Source organism: Kribbella sp. NPDC003505, from assembly GCF_040610875.1.
Taxonomy (GTDB): domain Bacteria; phylum Actinomycetota; class Actinomycetes; order Propionibacteriales; family Kribbellaceae; genus Kribbella.
On record NZ_JBEXNA010000008.1, the window covers coordinates 259,186 to 276,722 of the forward strand.

Annotated in this window: 18 protein-coding genes; 8 read left to right on the top strand and 10 right to left on the bottom strand. The window is 69.8% G+C overall.

Translation table 11 applies throughout. The features are described 5' to 3' along the window. Window positions 1-5 precede the first annotated feature (5 nt). From ABZX12_RS27415 to ABZX12_RS27425, 3 genes are read left to right on the top strand one after another with little or no spacing between them, the layout of a single operon-like run. Window positions 6-1,019 carry a Gfo/Idh/MocA family oxidoreductase gene (locus ABZX12_RS27415; protein WP_355697662.1) on the top strand — a complete coding sequence of 338 codons (1,014 nt, stop codon included), beginning with the start codon at window positions 6-8 and terminating at the stop codon, window positions 1,017-1,019. A 3-nt stretch (window positions 1,020-1,022) separates the two neighbouring features. Then, on the top strand, window positions 1,023-1,892 hold the full coding sequence (locus tag ABZX12_RS27420; RefSeq protein ID WP_355697664.1) for a Gfo/Idh/MocA family oxidoreductase: 870 nt from the start codon (window positions 1,023-1,025) through the stop codon (window positions 1,890-1,892). Continuing rightward, entirely contained in the window at window positions 1,889-2,599 is a 711-nt protein-coding gene (locus ABZX12_RS27425; RefSeq protein WP_355697666.1) for a 2OG-Fe(II) oxygenase, read from the top strand. Before ABZX12_RS27420 ends, ABZX12_RS27425 begins: the two co-directional genes overlap by 4 nt. On the opposite strand, the gene ABZX12_RS27430 is transcribed toward ABZX12_RS27425, so the two are convergent. Beyond that, a complete protein-coding gene (locus ABZX12_RS27430) occupies window positions 2,592-3,218 on the bottom strand; it encodes a hypothetical protein (protein WP_355697668.1) in 627 nt (208 codons plus the stop codon). The two genes, ABZX12_RS27425 and ABZX12_RS27430, sit on opposite strands and share 8 nt — an antisense overlap. An 81-nt stretch (window positions 3,219-3,299) precedes the next feature. Here ABZX12_RS27430 and ABZX12_RS27435 point away from each other — a divergent pair, with 81 nt between their 5' ends. From ABZX12_RS27435 to ABZX12_RS27445, 3 genes are read left to right on the top strand one after another with little or no spacing between them, the layout of a single operon-like run. Further along, on the top strand, window positions 3,300-3,716 hold the full coding sequence (locus ABZX12_RS27435; protein ID WP_355697670.1) for a GNAT family N-acetyltransferase: 417 nt from the start codon (window positions 3,300-3,302) through the stop codon (window positions 3,714-3,716). A 2-nt stretch (window positions 3,717-3,718) separates the two neighbouring features. Continuing rightward, window positions 3,719-4,588: an LLM class flavin-dependent oxidoreductase gene (locus ABZX12_RS27440; protein ID WP_355697672.1), complete on the top strand. Its 870-nt coding sequence runs from the start codon at window positions 3,719-3,721 to the stop codon at window positions 4,586-4,588. Between the two features lie 39 nt (window positions 4,589-4,627). Next, window positions 4,628-5,578 carry a formylglycine-generating enzyme family protein gene (locus tag ABZX12_RS27445; RefSeq protein WP_355697674.1) on the top strand — a complete coding sequence of 317 codons (951 nt, stop codon included), beginning with the start codon at window positions 4,628-4,630 and terminating at the stop codon, window positions 5,576-5,578. On the opposite strand, the gene ABZX12_RS27450 is transcribed toward ABZX12_RS27445, so the two are convergent. The 6 genes from ABZX12_RS27450 to ABZX12_RS27475 all read right to left on the bottom strand — a co-directional run bounded on the left by ABZX12_RS27450 (window position 5,568) and on the right by ABZX12_RS27475 (window position 12,432). Continuing rightward, window positions 5,568-6,794 carry an MFS transporter gene (locus ABZX12_RS27450; RefSeq protein WP_355697675.1) on the bottom strand — a complete coding sequence of 409 codons (1,227 nt, stop codon included), beginning with the start codon at window positions 6,792-6,794 and terminating at the stop codon, window positions 5,568-5,570. The two genes, ABZX12_RS27445 and ABZX12_RS27450, sit on opposite strands and share 11 nt — an antisense overlap. Then, window positions 6,791-7,258 carry a MarR family transcriptional regulator gene (locus ABZX12_RS27455; RefSeq protein ID WP_355697677.1) on the bottom strand — a complete coding sequence of 156 codons (468 nt, stop codon included), beginning with the start codon at window positions 7,256-7,258 and terminating at the stop codon, window positions 6,791-6,793. Before ABZX12_RS27455 ends, ABZX12_RS27450 begins: the two co-directional genes overlap by 4 nt. A gap of 20 nt (window positions 7,259-7,278) precedes the next feature. Further along, window positions 7,279-8,469, bottom strand: coding sequence for an MFS transporter (locus ABZX12_RS27460; protein WP_355697679.1), 1,191 nt, complete (start codon window positions 8,467-8,469; stop codon window positions 7,279-7,281). Window positions 8,470-8,651: 182 nt separating this feature from the next. Beyond that, window positions 8,652-9,632, bottom strand: coding sequence for a hypothetical protein (locus ABZX12_RS27465; protein ID WP_355697681.1), 981 nt, complete (start codon window positions 9,630-9,632; stop codon window positions 8,652-8,654). Continuing rightward, the gene (locus ABZX12_RS27470) at window positions 9,629-10,846 is read right to left on the bottom strand and encodes an MFS transporter (protein ID WP_355697683.1); all 1,218 of its coding nucleotides are present in this window, start codon (window positions 10,844-10,846) and stop codon (window positions 9,629-9,631) included. The genes ABZX12_RS27465 and ABZX12_RS27470 overlap by 4 nt, the downstream gene beginning before the upstream one ends. After that, window positions 10,846-12,432, bottom strand: a complete 1,587-nt coding sequence (locus ABZX12_RS27475) for a discoidin domain-containing protein (RefSeq protein ID WP_355697685.1) — start codon at window positions 12,430-12,432, stop codon at window positions 10,846-10,848. The genes ABZX12_RS27470 and ABZX12_RS27475 overlap by 1 nt, the downstream gene beginning before the upstream one ends. A 157-nt stretch (window positions 12,433-12,589) precedes the next feature. Between ABZX12_RS27475 and ABZX12_RS27480 the strand changes: the two genes are divergently transcribed. Next, on the top strand, window positions 12,590-13,564 hold the full coding sequence (locus ABZX12_RS27480) for an aldo/keto reductase (RefSeq protein WP_355697686.1): 975 nt from the start codon (window positions 12,590-12,592) through the stop codon (window positions 13,562-13,564). An 84-nt stretch (window positions 13,565-13,648) separates the two neighbouring features. On the opposite strand, the gene ABZX12_RS27485 is transcribed toward ABZX12_RS27480, so the two are convergent. Continuing rightward, entirely contained in the window at window positions 13,649-14,674 is a 1,026-nt protein-coding gene (locus tag ABZX12_RS27485) for a LacI family DNA-binding transcriptional regulator (RefSeq protein WP_355697688.1), read from the bottom strand. 31 nt (window positions 14,675-14,705) lie between these two features. Between ABZX12_RS27485 and ABZX12_RS27490 the strand changes: the two genes are divergently transcribed. Beyond that, a complete protein-coding gene (locus tag ABZX12_RS27490; protein WP_355697690.1) occupies window positions 14,706-16,217 on the top strand; it encodes an alpha-L-arabinofuranosidase C-terminal domain-containing protein in 1,512 nt (503 codons plus the stop codon). Here ABZX12_RS27490 and ABZX12_RS27495 read toward each other — a convergent pair. Together ABZX12_RS27495 and ABZX12_RS27500 are read right to left on the bottom strand one after the other, a co-directional pair. Next, on the bottom strand, window positions 16,201-17,019 hold the full coding sequence (locus tag ABZX12_RS27495; protein ID WP_355697691.1) for a MerR family transcriptional regulator: 819 nt from the start codon (window positions 17,017-17,019) through the stop codon (window positions 16,201-16,203). The genes ABZX12_RS27490 and ABZX12_RS27495 overlap by 17 nt on opposite strands. Window positions 17,020-17,140: 121 nt before the next feature. Further along, window positions 17,141-17,404, bottom strand: coding sequence for a hypothetical protein (locus ABZX12_RS27500; RefSeq protein ID WP_355697693.1), 264 nt, complete (start codon window positions 17,402-17,404; stop codon window positions 17,141-17,143). Between the last annotated feature and the right edge of the window lie 133 nt (window positions 17,405-17,537).

The window sequence follows — 17,537 nt, forward strand, 5'->3', positions numbered from 1 at the left end:
GTTTCATGCGTTTCGCCCTCATCGGCGCCGGCGTGATCGGCGCCGTACACGCCCGCCTCCTCGAAGCCCTCGGGGACGAGGCCGTCCTGGTCGCGGTCGTGGACAAGGACCTCGACCGCGCCGGCAAACTGGTCTCGCAGTACGGCGGCCGCGCGTACCCGACACCGGCCGCCGCGTACGCCGCCGAGGAGATCGACGCCGTCGGGATCTGCCTGCCCAGCGCACTGCACGCCGACGTCGCCGTCGAGGCGCTGCACGCGGGCAAGCACGTCGTCGTCGAGAAGCCGGTCGACATCAGCCTGGCTGCCGCGGACCGATTGATCGACGCGCAGCGGGAGACCGGGCTGACCGTCGCGGTGATCAGCCAGCGCCGGTTCCAGCCCCCGGTCGCGCAGATCCGGGCCGCGATCGACAACGGTGCGCTCGGCCGGGTGACGTCCGGGATCGCCGAGTCGGCGTTCTTCCGGCCGCAGTCGTACTACGACGGCGACGACTGGCGCGGTACCCTCGCGGTCGACGGCGGCGGCGCGCTGATGAATCAGGGCATCCACGCGCTCGACCTGCTGGTCTGGATGCTCGGCCGCCCGATCCGGGTGAGCGCACAGACCGGACGGCTCGCGCACGAGGGCATCGAGGTCGAGGATCTCGCGGGCGCGTCGATCGTGTTCGAGAGCGGGGCGATCGGCCTGATGCTCGCCAGTACGGCGGCGTACCCGGGCCGCCCGGTCCGGCTGACGATCCACGGCGACCAGGGCACGGCGGTCCTCGACGACGACCAGCTCGCGTACTTCGCCGCCGCGGACGCCGCGGCACCCGAGGCGCCGGCGCTGGAAGGACCGGACGGTTGGGGGCCGACCGAGCTCGCGCACCTCGCGCAGTACCGCGACTTCATCGCCGCCGTCCGCGAAGGCCGTCCGCCGGCCGTGACGCTGGAAGCGGGTCGGCGGTCGCTGGCGACGGTGCTCGCGGTCTACGAGTCCGCCCGCTCCGGGCAGCCGGTCGAGCTGAAGGAGGACTGACCCATGCCGCTGCGCATCGCTCTCGTCGGCACCGAGAACAGCCACGCCGACCACATCGTCGCGCACCTCAACGTCGACCCCGTCAGGGAAACCGGCACTGCCACCGCGCGCATCGTCGCACTGGTCGGCGCGGACGACGAACGCAACCGCAAGCTCGCCGCGACCGGCGGCATCACCCAGATCGTGCCGACGTCGGCGGAGCTGCTCGGCAGCGTCGACGCGCTGATCGTCACCAACCGGGACGGGGCGCTGCACCGCGAACACGCCGTACCGTTCCTCGAGGCCGGTCTGCCCGTGTGGGTGGACAAGCCGCTGGCCGCGAGTACGGCGGATGCGCGGGCGATCCTGGACGCGGCGCGGCGCGGTGCTGCGGCAGTGACGTCGTACTCCGCGGTGCGCTGGGTCGCGGACGCGGATGCGCTCGCGGCCGCCGAGGTCGGTGAGCTCCAGGCGGTCACGGTCACCGGGCCGGCCGATCCGGACAGCGAGTACAGCGGGATCTTCTTCTACGGAATTCACGCGGCCGATCTGGCACAGCGACTGGCTCCCGGCGAGCCGGGTCCGGTCACTGTCGAGCGGGTCGGTTCCACTGTGGTCGTCCGCTATCTGTGCGGCGGGGTGCTCGTGACCTTGCAGCTGGTGAAGCCGACGGACGACGGGCGGGTGCCGTTCCACGCCGAGATCGTCGGGCGCACCGGGCTGGTGAGTCACGACGTACGGCTGGACTCGGAGTACGTCGTACCGGGTCTGAAGGTGTTCCTCGACATGCTCGAGAGCGGCGAGCGCCCGCTGGACGACGCCACCATGCTCGCCCCGATCACCGTGCTGGAACAGACTCACACAATCGTGGGCCAGACCGTTCAGGAGGTATGAACAGGTACGAGCGACGAGTGGCCGGAGCCGACTGGGACGCCGTGGCCGCGGAGGTTGACGACCTCGGTTGCGGCCTGCTGCCGCAGCTGTTGACCCCGGCCGAGTGTGCACGGATCGCCGGCATGTACGACGACGTCCAGCGATTCCGCGCCACGATCGACATGGCGCGGCACCGGTTCGGCGAGGGTCAGTACCGGTACTTCGACCGGCCGTTCCCCGAGGCGGTCGAGTCGTTGCGGCAGGCGCTGTACCCGTGGCTGCTGCCGATCGCGCGCGACTGGTACGCGAAGCTCGGCCGGGAGGCGGAGTGGCCGGACACGCTCGACGAGTGGCTGGACAGGTGCCATCAGGCCGGGCAGGCACGACCGACACCGATCCTCCTGCGGTACGGCGCGGGCGACTGGAACGCCCTGCACCGGGACCTGTACGGCGACAAGGTCTTCCCGCTGCAGGTCGTGATCAACTTGAACGACCCTGGCGTCGACCACACCGGCGGCGAGTTCCTGCTGGTCGAGCAGCGGCCGCGGGCGCAGTCGCGGGGTACGTCGACGCTGATCCCGCAGGGCCACGGGCTGGTCTTCACGACGCGCGATCGGCCGGTGAAGTCGGCGCGCGGCTGGTCGGCCGCGCCGGTCCGGCACGGCGTGTCCGCGATCCGCTCAGGTCAGCGCCATACCCTCGGGCTCGTGTTCCACGACGCTAAATAGCGCTGCAGATGTCCCACGCCGACTGCTGGAGCAAGGCCGCGGTCTCGTTGTCGAGGCCCTTGACCGGGGTGTCGATGCCGACCGGGTCCTCGTCGAGCAGCGCGATCAGGAAGACGCACGCCGCGAGGTAGCTGCCGGCGAGGGCCGGGTGGCTGTTGTCGGCGTCGTGGCGCGCGGGTTCGTCGTGCTCGGCGAGAAAGCGTTCCCAGATCATGCCGACCGGGACGAGCGTCGCGCCGAGCTCGACCGCGGCGGCGCCGTACGCGTCGGTCAACGCCCGCTGGGTCTCCGGCGCGTTGCGGCGCGCCCAGGTCAGGTACAACGCCGTCCGCGCGCCGGCCGCGGTGATCGCCGCACCGAAGTCGCGGGCGCTCGCGCGGAAGCGGTCCGGGCTCTTGATCGGCAAGGTGCTCTGCTCCTGCAGGACGACGGTGTCGTACCCGCCGTTCGCGATCTCGTCGAGCGCCTTGCCGGCGTTGAGATGCTGCCGCAGCGACGCGCCACCGGCCGAGATCAGCTTGTGCCCGACCTCGATCCCCCGCGCGGCAGCCAGACCCTTGATCAACCCGGGCAGGTTGTTCCGCGACGTGAAGCTGTTACCCACAAACAGAATCCGCACGCCACGGACGCTACTACTCGTTTGACCGCTGCCCCCGGCTGGCTGTTGGGTGGCGGGGTGAGTGAGTTGCGGATTGTGCCGGTGAGCGATGAGCAGACCGTGCTGGACTGGCAGCGGGTGCACAACGAGATCATCCCGACGGCCCCGTTGTCGGTCGACGACATCCAGGAGCGGGTGACGCGGAACGTGCTCGAGGTGGCCTACGACGGCGACGTCCTCGTCGGATGTTCCACGGTCCGCCCGCCGTCGGAGGAGACCTCGGCGGCGGTGGTGATCGCCCGGGTGCTCCCGGCGTACCGGCGCCGTGGTGTCGGTACGGCGCTCTACGAGCACTGCCTGCGGCGCGGTCGGGAGCTGGGCGACGGTATCGAGACGCACATCCTGAGCAGCAACGCCGACGGCCTCCGGTTCGCGAAGGCGCACGGCTTCGTCGAGGTGGAGACCTATCTGCTGCCGGGCGACACGATTCCGTTCGTCGAACTACGACTGGGTGAGTGACGATGCGCTTCTCGATCAACATCCCGAACTTCGGGGACTTCGCGGACGCCCGGACCGTGGCCCGCGTGGCGACGGCGGCCGAGGCGGCAGGCTGGGACGGCCTGTTCCTCTGGGATCACGTGGTGCACAGCAAGGAACGGCGGCGCGGGCAGCCGTTCGGCGACCCGTGGATGCTGATGACCGCGGCCGCGCTGGCGACCTCGCGGATCACGCTCGGTCCGCTCGTCACGCCGGTCGCGCGCCGGCGGCCCGAGCAGCTCGCCCGGCAGGTCGCCACGCTCGACGGGCTGAGCGGCGGCCGGGTGATCTTCGGCGCCGGGCTCGGCGGGCCGATCGACGACGAGTTCGGCAGCTTCGGCGACGAGACCGACCCGAAGGTGCTGGCCTCGAAGCTGGACGAGGGCCTCGACCTGCTGACGGCGTACTGGTCGGGTGACCGCGTGAACCACCGCGGCGAGCACTACCGGGCCGACGACGTGGAGCTGCTGCCCGCCTCGGTCCAGCGACCGCGGCCGCCGGTGTGGATCGCGGGGTACTGGCCGCGGAAGGCGCCGATGCGCCGGGCCGCGCGCTGGGACGGCGCCGTACCGCTGTTCAAGACCGCCAATCACGGCGAAGCGCCGCCCGTCGGCGAGCTGCGCGACCTGGTCGCCTTCGTGACCGAGCAGCGCACGGACACGAGCACGCCGTACGACGTGATCGTCGGCGGTATCAGCCCGACCGACCCTGCCCGCTCCCGCGCCCTGATCGAGCCGCTCGCCGAGGCGGGCGCGACCTGGTGGGACGAGCGCCAGCTCATCACCGGCACCGACTTCTACCGTCTCGACCCGGTCCTGCGCCGGATCGAGGCCGGACCGCCAAGCCTCGGATAGGCCGGTTTCGGCCCGGAGCCGACAACTAAGCTGGCCGGCATGAGCGACGAGCACCCGTCCTGCTGTGCGCCGGCCCGGACCGGGGTCCCGCTGGACTTCCCGGTCGGTTCCCCGGTGCCGGCCGCGGCCGGTGCGCACGGGATCGAGCAGATCGCGCTCGGCGGCGGCTCGTTCGCGATGGGGAACAGCAACGGCGACGAGAACGCCGGTGACGGTGAGACGCCGGTGCACCAGGTCGAGGTGGCGCCGTTCAGCATCGACGCGACCAGCGTGACGAACGCCGACTTCGCCCACTTCGCCGACGCGACCGGCTACCGGACCGAGGCCGAGACCTTCGGATACTCCGCGGTGTTCCATCTCGCGCTGGCTGCCGAGCCGGACGAGGTGATGGGCCCGGCGTCCGGTACTCCGTGGTGGGCCGGCGTCCGCGGCGCCGACTGGCGGCATCCGGGCGGCTCGCGGTCCGACCTCGACGGGCTCGACGACCATCCCGTCGTCCACGTGAGCTGGAACGACGCGGTCGCGTACTGCAAGTGGGCCGGCCGGCGGCTGCCGACCGAGGCCCAGTGGGAGTACGCCGCCCGCGGCGGTCTCGAGGGCGCCCGCTACCCGTGGGGCGACGAGCTGATCGGCGACGACGGTGAGTGGCGCTGCAATATCTGGCAGGGCGAGTTTCCGCGGACGAACACCGAGGAGGACGGCTACCTGACGACCGCACCGGTCCGCACCTTCCAGCCGAACGGCTACGGCCTGTGGCAGATGGTCGGGAACGTCTGGGAGTGGTGCCAGGACTGGTTCGGCCCGCGGTACTACAAGTTCTCCCCGGCCGGGAACCCGCCCGGCCCGTCGCTCGGCGCGGCGCGCGTGATGCGCGGCGGCTCGTACCTGTGCCACGACTCGTACTGCAACCGCTACCGCAACGCCGCCCGCTCGTCGAACACGCCGGAGTCGTCGATGGGCAACGCCGGCTTCCGCACCGTCAGTCTGTAACCGGAACTTCCTCGGCCGCTCGCAAACCTGGCGTCGTGCCGGCGACCGCGGCGACGGCCGCGACACACAGCAGGGCTCCGGACGCGAGCGACACGACCGGTGAGGTGAGCTGTGCGACGACACCGCCGCGGAGGTTGCCGAGGTCGGGACCGGCCTGGCCGACGATCTGCTCGGCGGCGCTGACCCGGCCGAGCAGCTCGGTCGGCGTGTGCAGCTGGACGATCGTGCTCCGCGACACGACGGCGACGGTGTCCGCGGCACCTGCCACCGCCAGGAACACCAACGCAGGCCACGCCGCCGGCGAGAAGGCGAACAGCAGCAACGCGATTCCCCACCCGGCCGAACCGCACAACATCACCACGCCGTGCCGGGGCAGCCGGGTGAACGTCCCGGAGAACAGCGACGCGGCGACCCCGCCGACAGCGATCGCGGTCAGGAACAGCCCAAGCGTCCGCGGATTGTTGCCGAACCGCTCCGCGTTGATCACCGGGAACAGACTGATCGGCATCGACAGCACGGTCGCGGCCAGGTCGGTGATCAGCGCGCCCCGGATCACCGGGGTCGCGGCGATGAACGACAGCCCGTCCCACACGCCGCGCAGTCCCGGTTTCGCGACGGCCTCGATCCGCAGGTGCGGCAGCCCGAGGACGCCGTACAGCGCGGCGAGGAAACTCAGCGCGTCGACCAGATAGCAGACGCCGACGCCCCAGGTGCCGACGATCACGCCGCCGAGCGCCGGGCCGAGCAGCATCGCCCCCTGGAACCCGATCCGGTTGAGCGCGAGCCCGGCCGCCAACTGGTCACGTGACAGCAGATGCGGCAGCACCGTCCGCGCCACCGGTCCGGCGGTCGCACCGAACGACGCCTGGACGGCGACCAGCGCCAGCAGCACCCCTACCGGGACCCGGCCGATCACCAACTGGCTCGCCATGACGGTTGCGGTGAGCAACTGCGCGATCGTGGTGACCAGGTAGATCCGGCGCCGCTCGAGCCGGTCGACGAGGGTGCCCGCGAACAGGCCGAGCACGATCAGCGGCAAGGCCTGCGCCAGCCCGACCGCGCCGGTCCAGGCCGGGCTCGCGGTCTGGTCCCACACCTGGAACATCACCGCGACGAAGGTCAGCTGACCGCCGAACGCCGACAGCACCTGCCCGATCCACAACCGCCGGTACGTCAGCACCCGCAACGGGCCCAGGTCGATGAGCGCCCGCCTCACCGAAGCTTCTCCGCGATGCGGTCGTGGAAGCTCTTCCGGGCCAGGGCCGCCTCGACGTCGCGGACCACCTGACTCATCGGATACGGCAGCTCCGCCTCGAGCTCGGCGATCGCGGCCTCGGTGGCCCGCCACTCGGCGGCCAGCAGCTCGACGAGCTTCTTCGACTTCGCGGTCAGCGTGACCCGCTTGCTGCGCGCGTCCGCGCCCGGCACGGTCCGGACCAGGCCGGCGGCGCGCATTCCGGCCACCTTCTGGCTGAGCGCCGAGTGCGTCCGCCCCGTCGCGTCGGCAAGCTCGGTGATCGTCATCGGGCCCCTGTGATGCAGCTGGAGCAGCTCCCGCACGTACGTCGGCTTCAGCCCCAAGATGTCGCGATCGGTGTAGATCCGCCCGATCTCGGCATCCATCCGCCCCAGCAGCTCGTGCAACGGCCGCCACAAACTCTGCTCCGTGGGATCCTCCATGGCGCCGATAATAACAGCACTTATATAAGCACTGTTACATCTGACCTCCGGACTGCAGGCACCCGGCGGCGCGAGATCCAGGCAGCGGCCAGACCGGCGGCAAGGAGGCTGATGACGGCGACGGTTGCGAAGCCGTAGCGGGTGTCGGTGCGGCCTGTGACGACCGAGGTGATCAGCATGACGACGACAGTAGCGGCCAGCCCGTACCCGTTGGCCAGCCCGAACGCATACCCGACCCGCGACTCGTCCACCGACGTCATCAGGAGCGACCGCGTCGCGATCCGCGCCTGCCCGAACAAGAAGGCGCCCAACGGTACGAGCGTCATCAGCAGCGGTACGCCGAAGAGCGGCTGGAGAGCGAACAGCGACGTACAGATCAGGAAAGCACCGATCGCCAGCCTCAGATCACCGATGCGTGCGGCAGATCGGCGGTAGACGGCCGCGGCGAGCAGGAAGCCGGCTCCGCCCAACGCATCAACCACGCCGAGCAAGGCCGGACCGCGATGCCACTCACCGATCAGCAGGACCGGCAGCAGGGCGTTGAAGACTGTCACGACAACGAGCCCCTGCCCGAACAGAACAGCCAGCGGCGCCAGCGGGATCCCCGAGCGGTGCACGGCACGAGTGGTCGTCGGGCTCAACTCTTGCGGCCGGCGGACGACCCCGACCCGGAACACCAGCACCGCAGACAGCGCGAAGGTGAGCGCGTTGAACGCGAAGAGCGGCTTCGGGCCGAAGTACTGGAGCGCGACTCCCCCGACACAGGCGGACAGCAGCATCCCGCACTGGAGCGCGATCTCGTAGTGCGCGTTGAAGCGGCGCAACTGCGCGGCGGGAACCCGCTCACGAATGAGCGCCGCGCTCGCCAGCGTGAACTGGGCGGCGATGACGGCCAGCGCGAAGTTGGTCGCGTAGACGAGCGGTTGCTGGGACACCCCGAGCGCCAGACCGATCGGAAGGGCCAGCGCGGCCGCAGCGCCGAGGAGATCGCAGCCGACCCACAGGCGGCGCCGGTCGAACCGGTCCGCCAGGCGGCCGAAGTACGGCGAGAGCACGGCCTGCGGTACGGCGACCGCGATGAAGAGCCAGCCGACGTCGAGCATCGAGCCTTGCGCGCGGACCAGCAGTAACGCGGCGCCGAGGAGCTGGATGTTGTTGCCGAGGGACGTGATGAAGGCTGCGGGCAGCAGCAACTGGGGTCGCGAGGTCACCCGGACGACGCTGCCAGCAAACCCTGACAATCCATGGCAGCGATCTCTTCCGCTACCCCGGTTGCATCTGGTGGGTGGGCGTCTGAGATACCTGGTTTGCGGCCGGGATCTCGGTCGTAAACCCTGCATCCCGGACGCCCACCCACCAGATGCGGACGTTGGGGGCCTCGTGCTGGAGTGCGCTACGCGAGGGAAGGCGTGGTGGCTTTCGGGATCAAGAGCCTGGCGGGGGTGGTCAAGCCGACGGACCAGACGTCCACGGTGTTGTCGGGGTTGCGGATCGGGTAGAGGAGGGTGGCGTTGCCCTGCCAGACCGGCTGGTCGTCGATCGGGCGGTCCTCGGCGGGGTGGGTGATGCCGCGGGTGGTGAGGTCGAGGACGGCCAGGCGCCAAGTGCCGTCGGGGTTCTTCTGCTTGTAGGCGATCCGGCGACCGTCGGGCGAGAGCGACGGGCACTCGACGTTCTCGGCGATCGCCGTGCCGCGGTAGGAGCGGTAGTCGGCCTCGATCAGGTACGTCTTTCCTTTGCTCGCCATGGTCACGTAGAAGCGGTTGCCGTCGACGCCGAACGTGACACCCCAGAAGTTCGCGTCCGACGCGAAGTACCGTTTCCCGCCGACGAAGACCGCGAGCTCCTCGATCGTCTTGACCAGCCGTCCGGTGTCCACTTCGTACAGCCCGGTGCGGGTGGAGAAGCCGCTGGCCGCGTACGAGTCGCCGGTGACGAACATCGTCCAGTTCACGATCCGTCCGTCCGGCGACACCCGCGCCCGGCTCGGCGTACCGGGCAGGGTCTCGCGATGCCGTTCACGGAGATCCGCGTCGAGGACGATCACCTCGGTCAGCACGGGGAGGGAGTTGGCCTTCAGGCGCAGGCAGACCGCGGTCCCGTGGGCCGCGGCGAACCGGTCGCAGTGCAGGTTCCCCACGCGGCGGGCGGCGGATGGATCGTCCGTCGGTACGGCAGCCAGCTTGCCGGAGTCGGGTCCGTCGGCGAGGTTGCGGAAGTACAGCGTCTTGCCGTCGAGCCGCATCGCTTGCCCCGTGACGACCGGTACGGCGTTCTCGGTCGCGCCGCCGTCGCGCGCCTTGGCTGTGTAGCTGATCGCGCCGCCGATGAGCGCGAGGATGCCGATCGCGGTGACGAGCAGGCGGCGCGTCATCGGCGTACCTCCAACGGTTTGAAGACGGCCGCGGCGAGCGTGACCGCCAGGAGGCCGAGGGTGAACGCGAGGATCGCGGGGCGGAGGTCCCAGAGGGTCCACAGCAGACCGACCGTGACGGCGGCAGCCATCCGAGCCAGGGCCTGACCGGTCTGCAGTACGGCGAGACCACTCGCGCGCCGGTGCTCCGGGAGCAGCGGCCCAACCGCCGCAGGCAGTACGCCGTCAGTCGCGGCGTAAAAGCCGCCGTGCAACACAAGCACCAGCCACCAACTACCAACCGGACCGGACAGGAGCAGCAACGCGAGTACAAGTGCAAGATGCCCGCCGAGAAAGACCTTCCACCGCCCGACCCGATCACCCAGCCGACCAAGCGGAATCGCAAGCAGCAGAAAGGTCCCAGCAGTCCCCAACGGCAGCAACGGAAACAGCCCAGCGTCAATATCCCAACGACGCTGCACAGCCAGATAGACGAACGAGTCAGTGATCGTGAACAACCCAAGCCCTGCCGCCCACAAACAACACTTCCTGAAGTCGGCATCCCTCAACAAGCCGATCACCGGAGTAGAGGTAGTGGGGGCCGGAGTACTGCGCGGCGTGTGGTCGCGGACGAAGGTGGTCAGAAGGAGGACGGCGGAGGTCGCCAGGGCGAAGCTGGTGACGAAGACTGCGTTGTAATTGTTGAGGCTGGTCCAGAGGACGAGGGTTGCGGCTAGAGGGCCCAGGAAGGCGCCAACTGTGTCGAGGGTGCGGTGGACGCCGAAGGAGCGGCCCAGGGTTGATGGGTCGCTGCTCAGGGAGATGAGGGCGTCGCGCGGGGCTGTACGGATGCCTTTGCCGGCGCGGTCCAGCGCCAGGACGGCGCCGATCGCGGGGACCGTGGAACCGGCGGCCAGGAAGCCGAGCTTCGCGACCGCCGAGAGCGCGTAGCCGACGCCGGCGACGGCCTTCAACCGTCGCCAGCGGTCGGCCACATGTCCGCCGGCCAGCCGCAGTACGGCGGTGGCCCCGGCGTACAGGCCGTCGAGCAGGCCGAACTGCAGGGGGTTCAGCCCGAGCCCGAAGACCAGGTACAGCGGCAGGATCGCGGTCACCATCTCGGCCGACACGTCGGTCACCAGACTGACGACGCCCAGGGCCAGAACATTTCCGGGGACATTGCCGGGGACGCGGCGCAGCGGTGTCCGCAGCGGGCCGACGGATGCGAGGTACATCAGTGGCAGCTGTACGTCGGGCTGCTGTCGAGGACGTCGCCGTCCAGACCGATCAGCTGGGTGGCGAACGTGCTGTCGGTCATCGACAGCTTCAGCACCCCGAAGTCGGAGATGATCTTGGCGGTCGCCGGATGCGCGGCGTGCACCGGGTACAGCGGCGCACCGCCCATGCCGCCGATGATCTGCACCGGCCCGTCGGCGTCCCTGTCGCCGTCCACGTTCTGCGGCACGAACCGCTCGTAGTGGTGGTCGTGGCCGTTCAGCACCAGGTCGGTCCTCGCCGCCACCAGCGTCTGCCAGAGCGGATCGGCGTCGACGTTGTCGCCGTGGTCGCCGGAGCTGAAGCGCGGATGGTGGTAGTACGCGGCGATGCAGCCCTTGGTGTTGTTCGCGAGGTCCTGCTTCAGCCAGGTGAGCTGGGCCGGCTCGCTCAGCCCGTCCTCCTTGACGAAGTCGTTCGAGTCGAGGGCGACGAAGTGCCAGTTGCCGAGGTTCCAGCTGTAGTAGTTCTTGCCCTGCGGTGTCGCGATCGACCCGAAGTAGTCGTGGTACCCCTCGAACGGCGTGTCGTCGTACGTCTCGTGGTTGCCAGGGATCGGGTGCGTGATGGCCTTGAACTTCCCCCAAGTCTTCGCGTAATAGTTCTGGAAGTCCGACAGGTGCGCGTCGTCGTACTGGTTGTCGCCCATCGTGATCACCGCGGCCGGGTTCATCGCCTGGACCAGGTTCGCCGTCTTCGGATGGATGCAGTCGGAGTCGGACGCCGTACAGCGGTCCGCGATGTCCCCCGCGGCCGCGAGCACGAAACTCCCGCTGCCGCCGGCGGAGGTGGTGACCGTGACCGGCGCGCTCGCCGCGGACGCGTTCCCGGCCAGATCGCGGGCGCGCACCGAGTACGTGTACGCCGTGTTCGCGGTCAGCCCGGTGTCGTTGTACTGCGTGCCCGGCGTCGTCGCGACCACCGTGCCGCCGCGCAGGACGTCGTACCCGCTGACGCCGATGTCGTCGGTCGAGGCGGTCCAGCTGAGCGCGACGGAGGTGGCCGTCGCGCCGGTGCTCTTCAGATCGGCCGGAACCGTCGGCGCCTGGGTGTCGCCGCTCGAGTCGGCCGTGCCGTAGACCTGGAGCTCCCACAGCGAGTAGCCGTACGACGTGCCGCGCTCGGTGCCGACGAGCCGCACGTACCGGCCGTGCGCCTGCAGGCCGGTCAGGTCGTCGGTGGCGCCGTTGCCGTCCGCAACCTCTTTGACCGTGGTGAAGTCTGTCCCGTTGTCGGAGACCTCGATCCGGTACGCCTTCGCGTACGCGGCCTCCCAGTTCAGCTTGACCCGGCCGACCGCGACCGGCTGACCGAGGTCGACGCGGATCCACTGCGGATCAACGCCTTCGGCGCTGGCCCAGCGGGTCGACGTACTGCCGTCGACCGCCTTCGCCGCGGTCAGCGTGTCGTCCTCGACGCTCGAGGCGGTCACCGGCTTGCCCTGCGACAGCAGGGTGTCGGCGTTCATCCGGGCACTGGCGGCCGAGCCGCCCAGTGCGGCGAGCAGTCCGACGGGCAGTACCAGCGCGAGCATGCGCAGTCTCATGAGATTCCTCCGGGGGCGCGGAGCCAGAATTGTTAGGAAGGTTACCTAACAGCTAATGGTAGGTAAAGAGGGTAATTTCGTTATATGCATGGGACGCATGAAGTCCACACAGAAGATTCATTGGACGGATGAGCGCCACGCTGGTTGGCTCGATGCCATGGATATGCGCACGTTGGGACGAGCAGGAATCGAGGTCAGCCCGGTCGGATTCGGGTGCTGGGCGATCGGAGGGCCGTTCAGCAATCCGGCCGGTGAACCGCTGGGCTGGGGTGTCGTGGACGACGACGAGTCGGTGCGGGCGATCCGCCGGGCGGTCGAGCTCGGCGTCACGTTCTTCGACACCGCGGACGTGTACGGCGCCGGCCACAGCGAACGCGTTCTGGGCAAGGCCCTCGAGGGCATCCGCGACCAGGTGGTGATCGCCACCAAGTGGGGCAACACGTTCGACGAGTCGACCCGGGTCATGCATCACCAGGACAGCAGCCCCGAGTACGTCCACAAGGCCGTCCGGGCGTCGCTCGAGCGACTCGGGACCGACTACCTGGATCTCTGCCAGCTGCACTTCGACACCACCGACGAGATCGCGTTGCCGCTGCGCGAGGCCTGCGAGGAACTGGTCCGCGACGGGCTGATCCGCAGCTACGCCTGGAGCACCGACACGGTGCACAGCGCGGAGTTCTTCGCCCAGGGCGAGCACTGCGCCGCGGTCCAGCACGAAGCGAGCGTGCTGCACGACGCGCCGGACTTCTTCGCGCTGTGCGAGCGCGAGAACCTGGCGAGCATCAACCGGACCCCGCTGGGGATGGGGATCCTCGGCCGCCGGGACGCGAACAGGCCGGCCACCGGCGCGGACATCCGTACGCTGCCGCCGTCCTGGCTGCGGTACTTCGACGACGGCGGCGTGCCGGCGCCGGAGTGGTGGGAGAAGGTGTCCGCGATCCGCGACGTGCTGCAGAGCGACGGGCGGACCTTGGCCCAGGGCGCACTCGCCTGGCTGTGGGCCCGCAGTCCGCGGACCGTCCCGATCCCCGGGTTCCGGACCGTCGCGCAGGCCGAGGAGAACGCCCGGGCGATGGCCTTCGGCCCGCTGACCGAGGACCAGATGACGGAAGTCGCGAAGCTGCTGCGCTGACCTCGCAAGGCCCCGCCACACCGCGGGGCCTTGTCAGCGCCCTTGTTTATCGATATACCTACTGCCGTGCGGCGACAGTGGACTTCAGGCCGACGGCTTCGTCGTGCCCCGCAGGACCAGCTGCGCGGGTACGACGAGTTCCTTCGGCTCGCCGCCCGGGCTGCGCAGCTGTGCCGTCATCAGCGTGGTGATCGCGTCGGCCATCTCGTCGTGACCGGGGTTGACCGTGGACAGCGACGGCACCAGGAACGCCGCCTCGTCGATGTCGTCGAAGCCGACCACCTGGATGTCGTCCGGCACTCGGAGCCCCGCGTCGGCCAGCGCCCGCAGCGCCCCCATCGCGACCACGTCGGTCAGCGCGAACACCGCGTCGAACGCGACCCCGCGCTCGCGCAGTCCGCGGACGGCGTCGTACCCGTCCCGCAGGCCGAACGAGCAGCGCACGTTCAGCTCCGGATCGACCTCGACGCCGGCCTCGGCGTGGGCGAGCGCGTATCCCTCGGCGCGGAGCGCCTGCATGGTCGCGGAGCCGCCGGGATCGCCGCCGATCATCGCGACCCGGCGCGCGCCGGTCGCGAGCAGCTGCGCGGTCGCCTGCCGGGCGCCGTCGACGTTGTCCATCATCACGTGGTCGAAACGGGACGGCAGCGCCCGCTCCCCGATCATCACCACCGGCGCGTCGGTGCGGAGCTGGCCGAGCTCGGCCGGGTCGATGTCGACCACGCTGAGGATCAGCCCGTCGTACATCCGCAGCCGGGAGAACGCGACCGCGTCCAGCTCGCCTTCGCGGCTGGCGCCGGTGCGTTCGGTGACGATCCGCAGGCCGTGCGCCTCGAAGCGGTCGGCGAGGCGGCCGGCCAGCTGCGCGAAGTACGGGCGCTCGAGCTCGGGCACGGCCAGGCCGACGACACCGGTGCGGCCGGCGCGCAGATGCCGGGCCGCCAGGTTCACCTGGTACCCGAGCTCGCCGATCGCCGCCAGCACCCGTTCCCGGGTCTCCGGCCCGACCCGCGGCCGGCCGTTGATCACGTTCGACACCGTCATCGTCGACACCCCGGCGAAGCGGGCGACGTCCGCCATCGTCACGAGACCACTGGATGGCTTCCCCATGCCGACAACTGTAAGGAACCAGGAGGGCTCCATGCCTGATGCACGGGTCGTGATCGACCTCGACGTCCCCGGACCGACGATCAACCGGCATCTCTACGGGCACTTCGCCGAACACCTCGGCCGCTGCATCTACGGCGGCTTCTACGTCGGCGAGGACTCGGACATCCCGAACGAGGGCGGCATCCGGCTGGACGTCGTCGAGGCGCTCCGGGCGCTCGACATCCCGAACCTGCGCTGGCCGGGCGGCTGCTTCGCGGACGAGTACCACTGGAAGGACGGCATCGGACCGAAGGCGGACCGGCCGTCGATGGTGAACACGCACTGGGGCAACGTCGAGGAGAACAACCACTTCGGCACCCACGAGTTCATGGCGCTGTGCGAGCTGCTCGGCGCGGCGCCGTACGTCAACGGGAACGTGGGCAGCGGGACTGTGCGCGAGATGAGCGAATGGGTCGAGTACCTGACCCGCGACGGCGACAGCCCGATGGTGCGGCTGCGGAAGGCCAACGGGCGTGACGAGCCGTGGCAGGTCCCGTTCTGGGGAATCGGCAACGAGGCGTGGGGCTGCGGCGGCAACCTGCGCGCCGAGGCATACGCCGACCTGGCGCGGCAGTACGCGACGTTCCTGAAGGACCACGGCGACAACCAGCTGTACCGAATCGCCGCGGGCGCGTCGGACGACGACCTGGCCTGGACCGAGGCGTTGCTGAAGGCGGTCAGCTGCCTCGGCTGCGGGCGCGACCCGAAGAACATCTTCCAGGCGATCTCGATCCACTACTACACGGTCGCCGGCACCTGGGAGCACAAGGGCAGCGCGACCGAGTTCGGCCTGGAGGACTACTACCGGACACTGGCCAAGGCCCAGGACATCGAGCGGGTCATCCGTGCGCACTCGGCGCTGATGGACGCCTACGACCCGGAGCGCAAGATCGGCCTGGTGCTGGACGAGTGGGGCACCTGGTGGGACGTGGAGCCGGGCACGAACCCCGGATTCTTGTTCCAGCAGAACGCGATGCGGGACGCACTCGTGGCGAGCCTGCACTTCGATGTGTTCCACCGGCACGCGGAGCGGCTGGTGATGGCGAACATCGCGCAGACGGTGAACGTGCTGCAGGCGATGCTGCTCACCGATGATGACGGGGGCCTGGTGCGGACGCCGACGTACCACGTGTTCGAGATGAACAAGGGACACCAGGACGCGCAGGCGCTGCCGGTGCACGTGGTCGAGGGTCGCACCTACGATCTCGACGGTACGGCGATGCAGCTGGTCTCGGCGTCGGCGTCGGTGAAGGACGGGCGGGCGCTGGTGTCGCTCAGCAACCTCGATCCGGAGGCGGCGCTCGACGTCGTCCTCGACCTGCGCGGCGCGTCGTCGTGGGAGTCGTCGGGACGGTTGCTGACGGCATCGAAGCCGCAGACGCACAACACCGTCGCCGCCCCGGACGCGGTGGCCCCGGTTCCGCTCGAGGTGGAACCGGAGTCGCGCGGCCTGCGGGTGACGCTCCCGCCGCACTCGTTCGCGACGGTCAGCTTGACCTTGTGACCGGGATCTGGAACTCGTGCACCCAGTTCGCCGGGTTGTCCATGTCGAACTGGAGCGTGACCTCCCGGGCGTACCCCTGGCTCCGGTAGCCGTTGTCCTCGATCCAGCGGGCCAGCGTCTGCATGCTGCGATCGGCCTCCATCATGTCGCCCTGGTGGACGATCGTGGCGGCCTGGGTGAGCTCGGGGAGCTCGAGGATGTCGACGTCCGCCGCCGTACTGGTCTCTACGGGTACGGCGGCGTGCACGCGGATCGTCTCGTTCCCGGCGTCCTCGTAGTACGCGACCGGCGAACCGCACGGGTCGATACCGGCCGCGCCGAGGCGTTCGAAGAGCTGGCCGAACAGGGGCTGGAGCACCGGGCCGATGTCCGCACCGTCGTAGCTCGGTGAGATCGCGGACAGTTCGGCGACCCGGGTCGCGGCGATGGTTTTCAGGACGACGTCGTCGGTGGGCATGTGACCTTCCCTCTCGATGAGCCGGAGCCTCGCCTCGACGCTCGTCAGCCGGGCCGCACTACGGGCCAGCTCGTCCTCGAGTTGCGCCTGCCGCAGCCGCAGCATGCCGCGCAGTTCCTCGGCCGACAGCTTGGCGTCGACGATCTCGCCGACCTGCTGCAGGCTGAACCCGAGGTCCTTGAGCGCGACGATCCGGTTCAGCCGGCTGAACTGGTCGGCCGAGTAGTACCGGTACCCGGTGGCCTGGTCGACCACGGCCGGCCGCAGCAACCCGAGCGCGTCGTAGTGCCGCAACATCCGCGCGGACACCTGTCCGAACGCCGCGAAGTCTCCGATGGTGAACATGCAGCCACCTTCCGGCTTGACACAGTGTGAAGGTCAAGCGTGCCGTCGCACGACCGACTTTGAGCCCCCACCAACCATCTTCCGGCCTGCGAAACGGTTGGTGAGGGCTCAAAGAGAGGGGTCAGGAGGTGACGCGGGTGCGGCGGTCGCGGATCGCGGCGAGTGAGACGGCGGTGACGGCGAGGGCGACGCCGCCGGCGCCGAAGCCGGCGACCAGGGTGCCGCGGCTGCCCAGCCGGGCGTCGCACTGCATCGGCGTGATGCCCTTGTCGGGCTGGAAGACCGATCCGCAGGCGTCCCCGCCGGCGTGCACCGGCCGGACGGCGAGCACCACCCCGACGATCAGCAGGACCGCACCTACTGCGCCGAGGACCTTGCTCAGCACCGGCCGCCCTCTCCGGACGAGAGGCGTACGGCAGCCGGGACCGACCGCGGACGGCGGGTCAGCTCCAACATACGCACGCGCACGCTCCCTGGCAGGTCGGTCAGATTTGATCAAATCTAACGCAGCTAGCAGG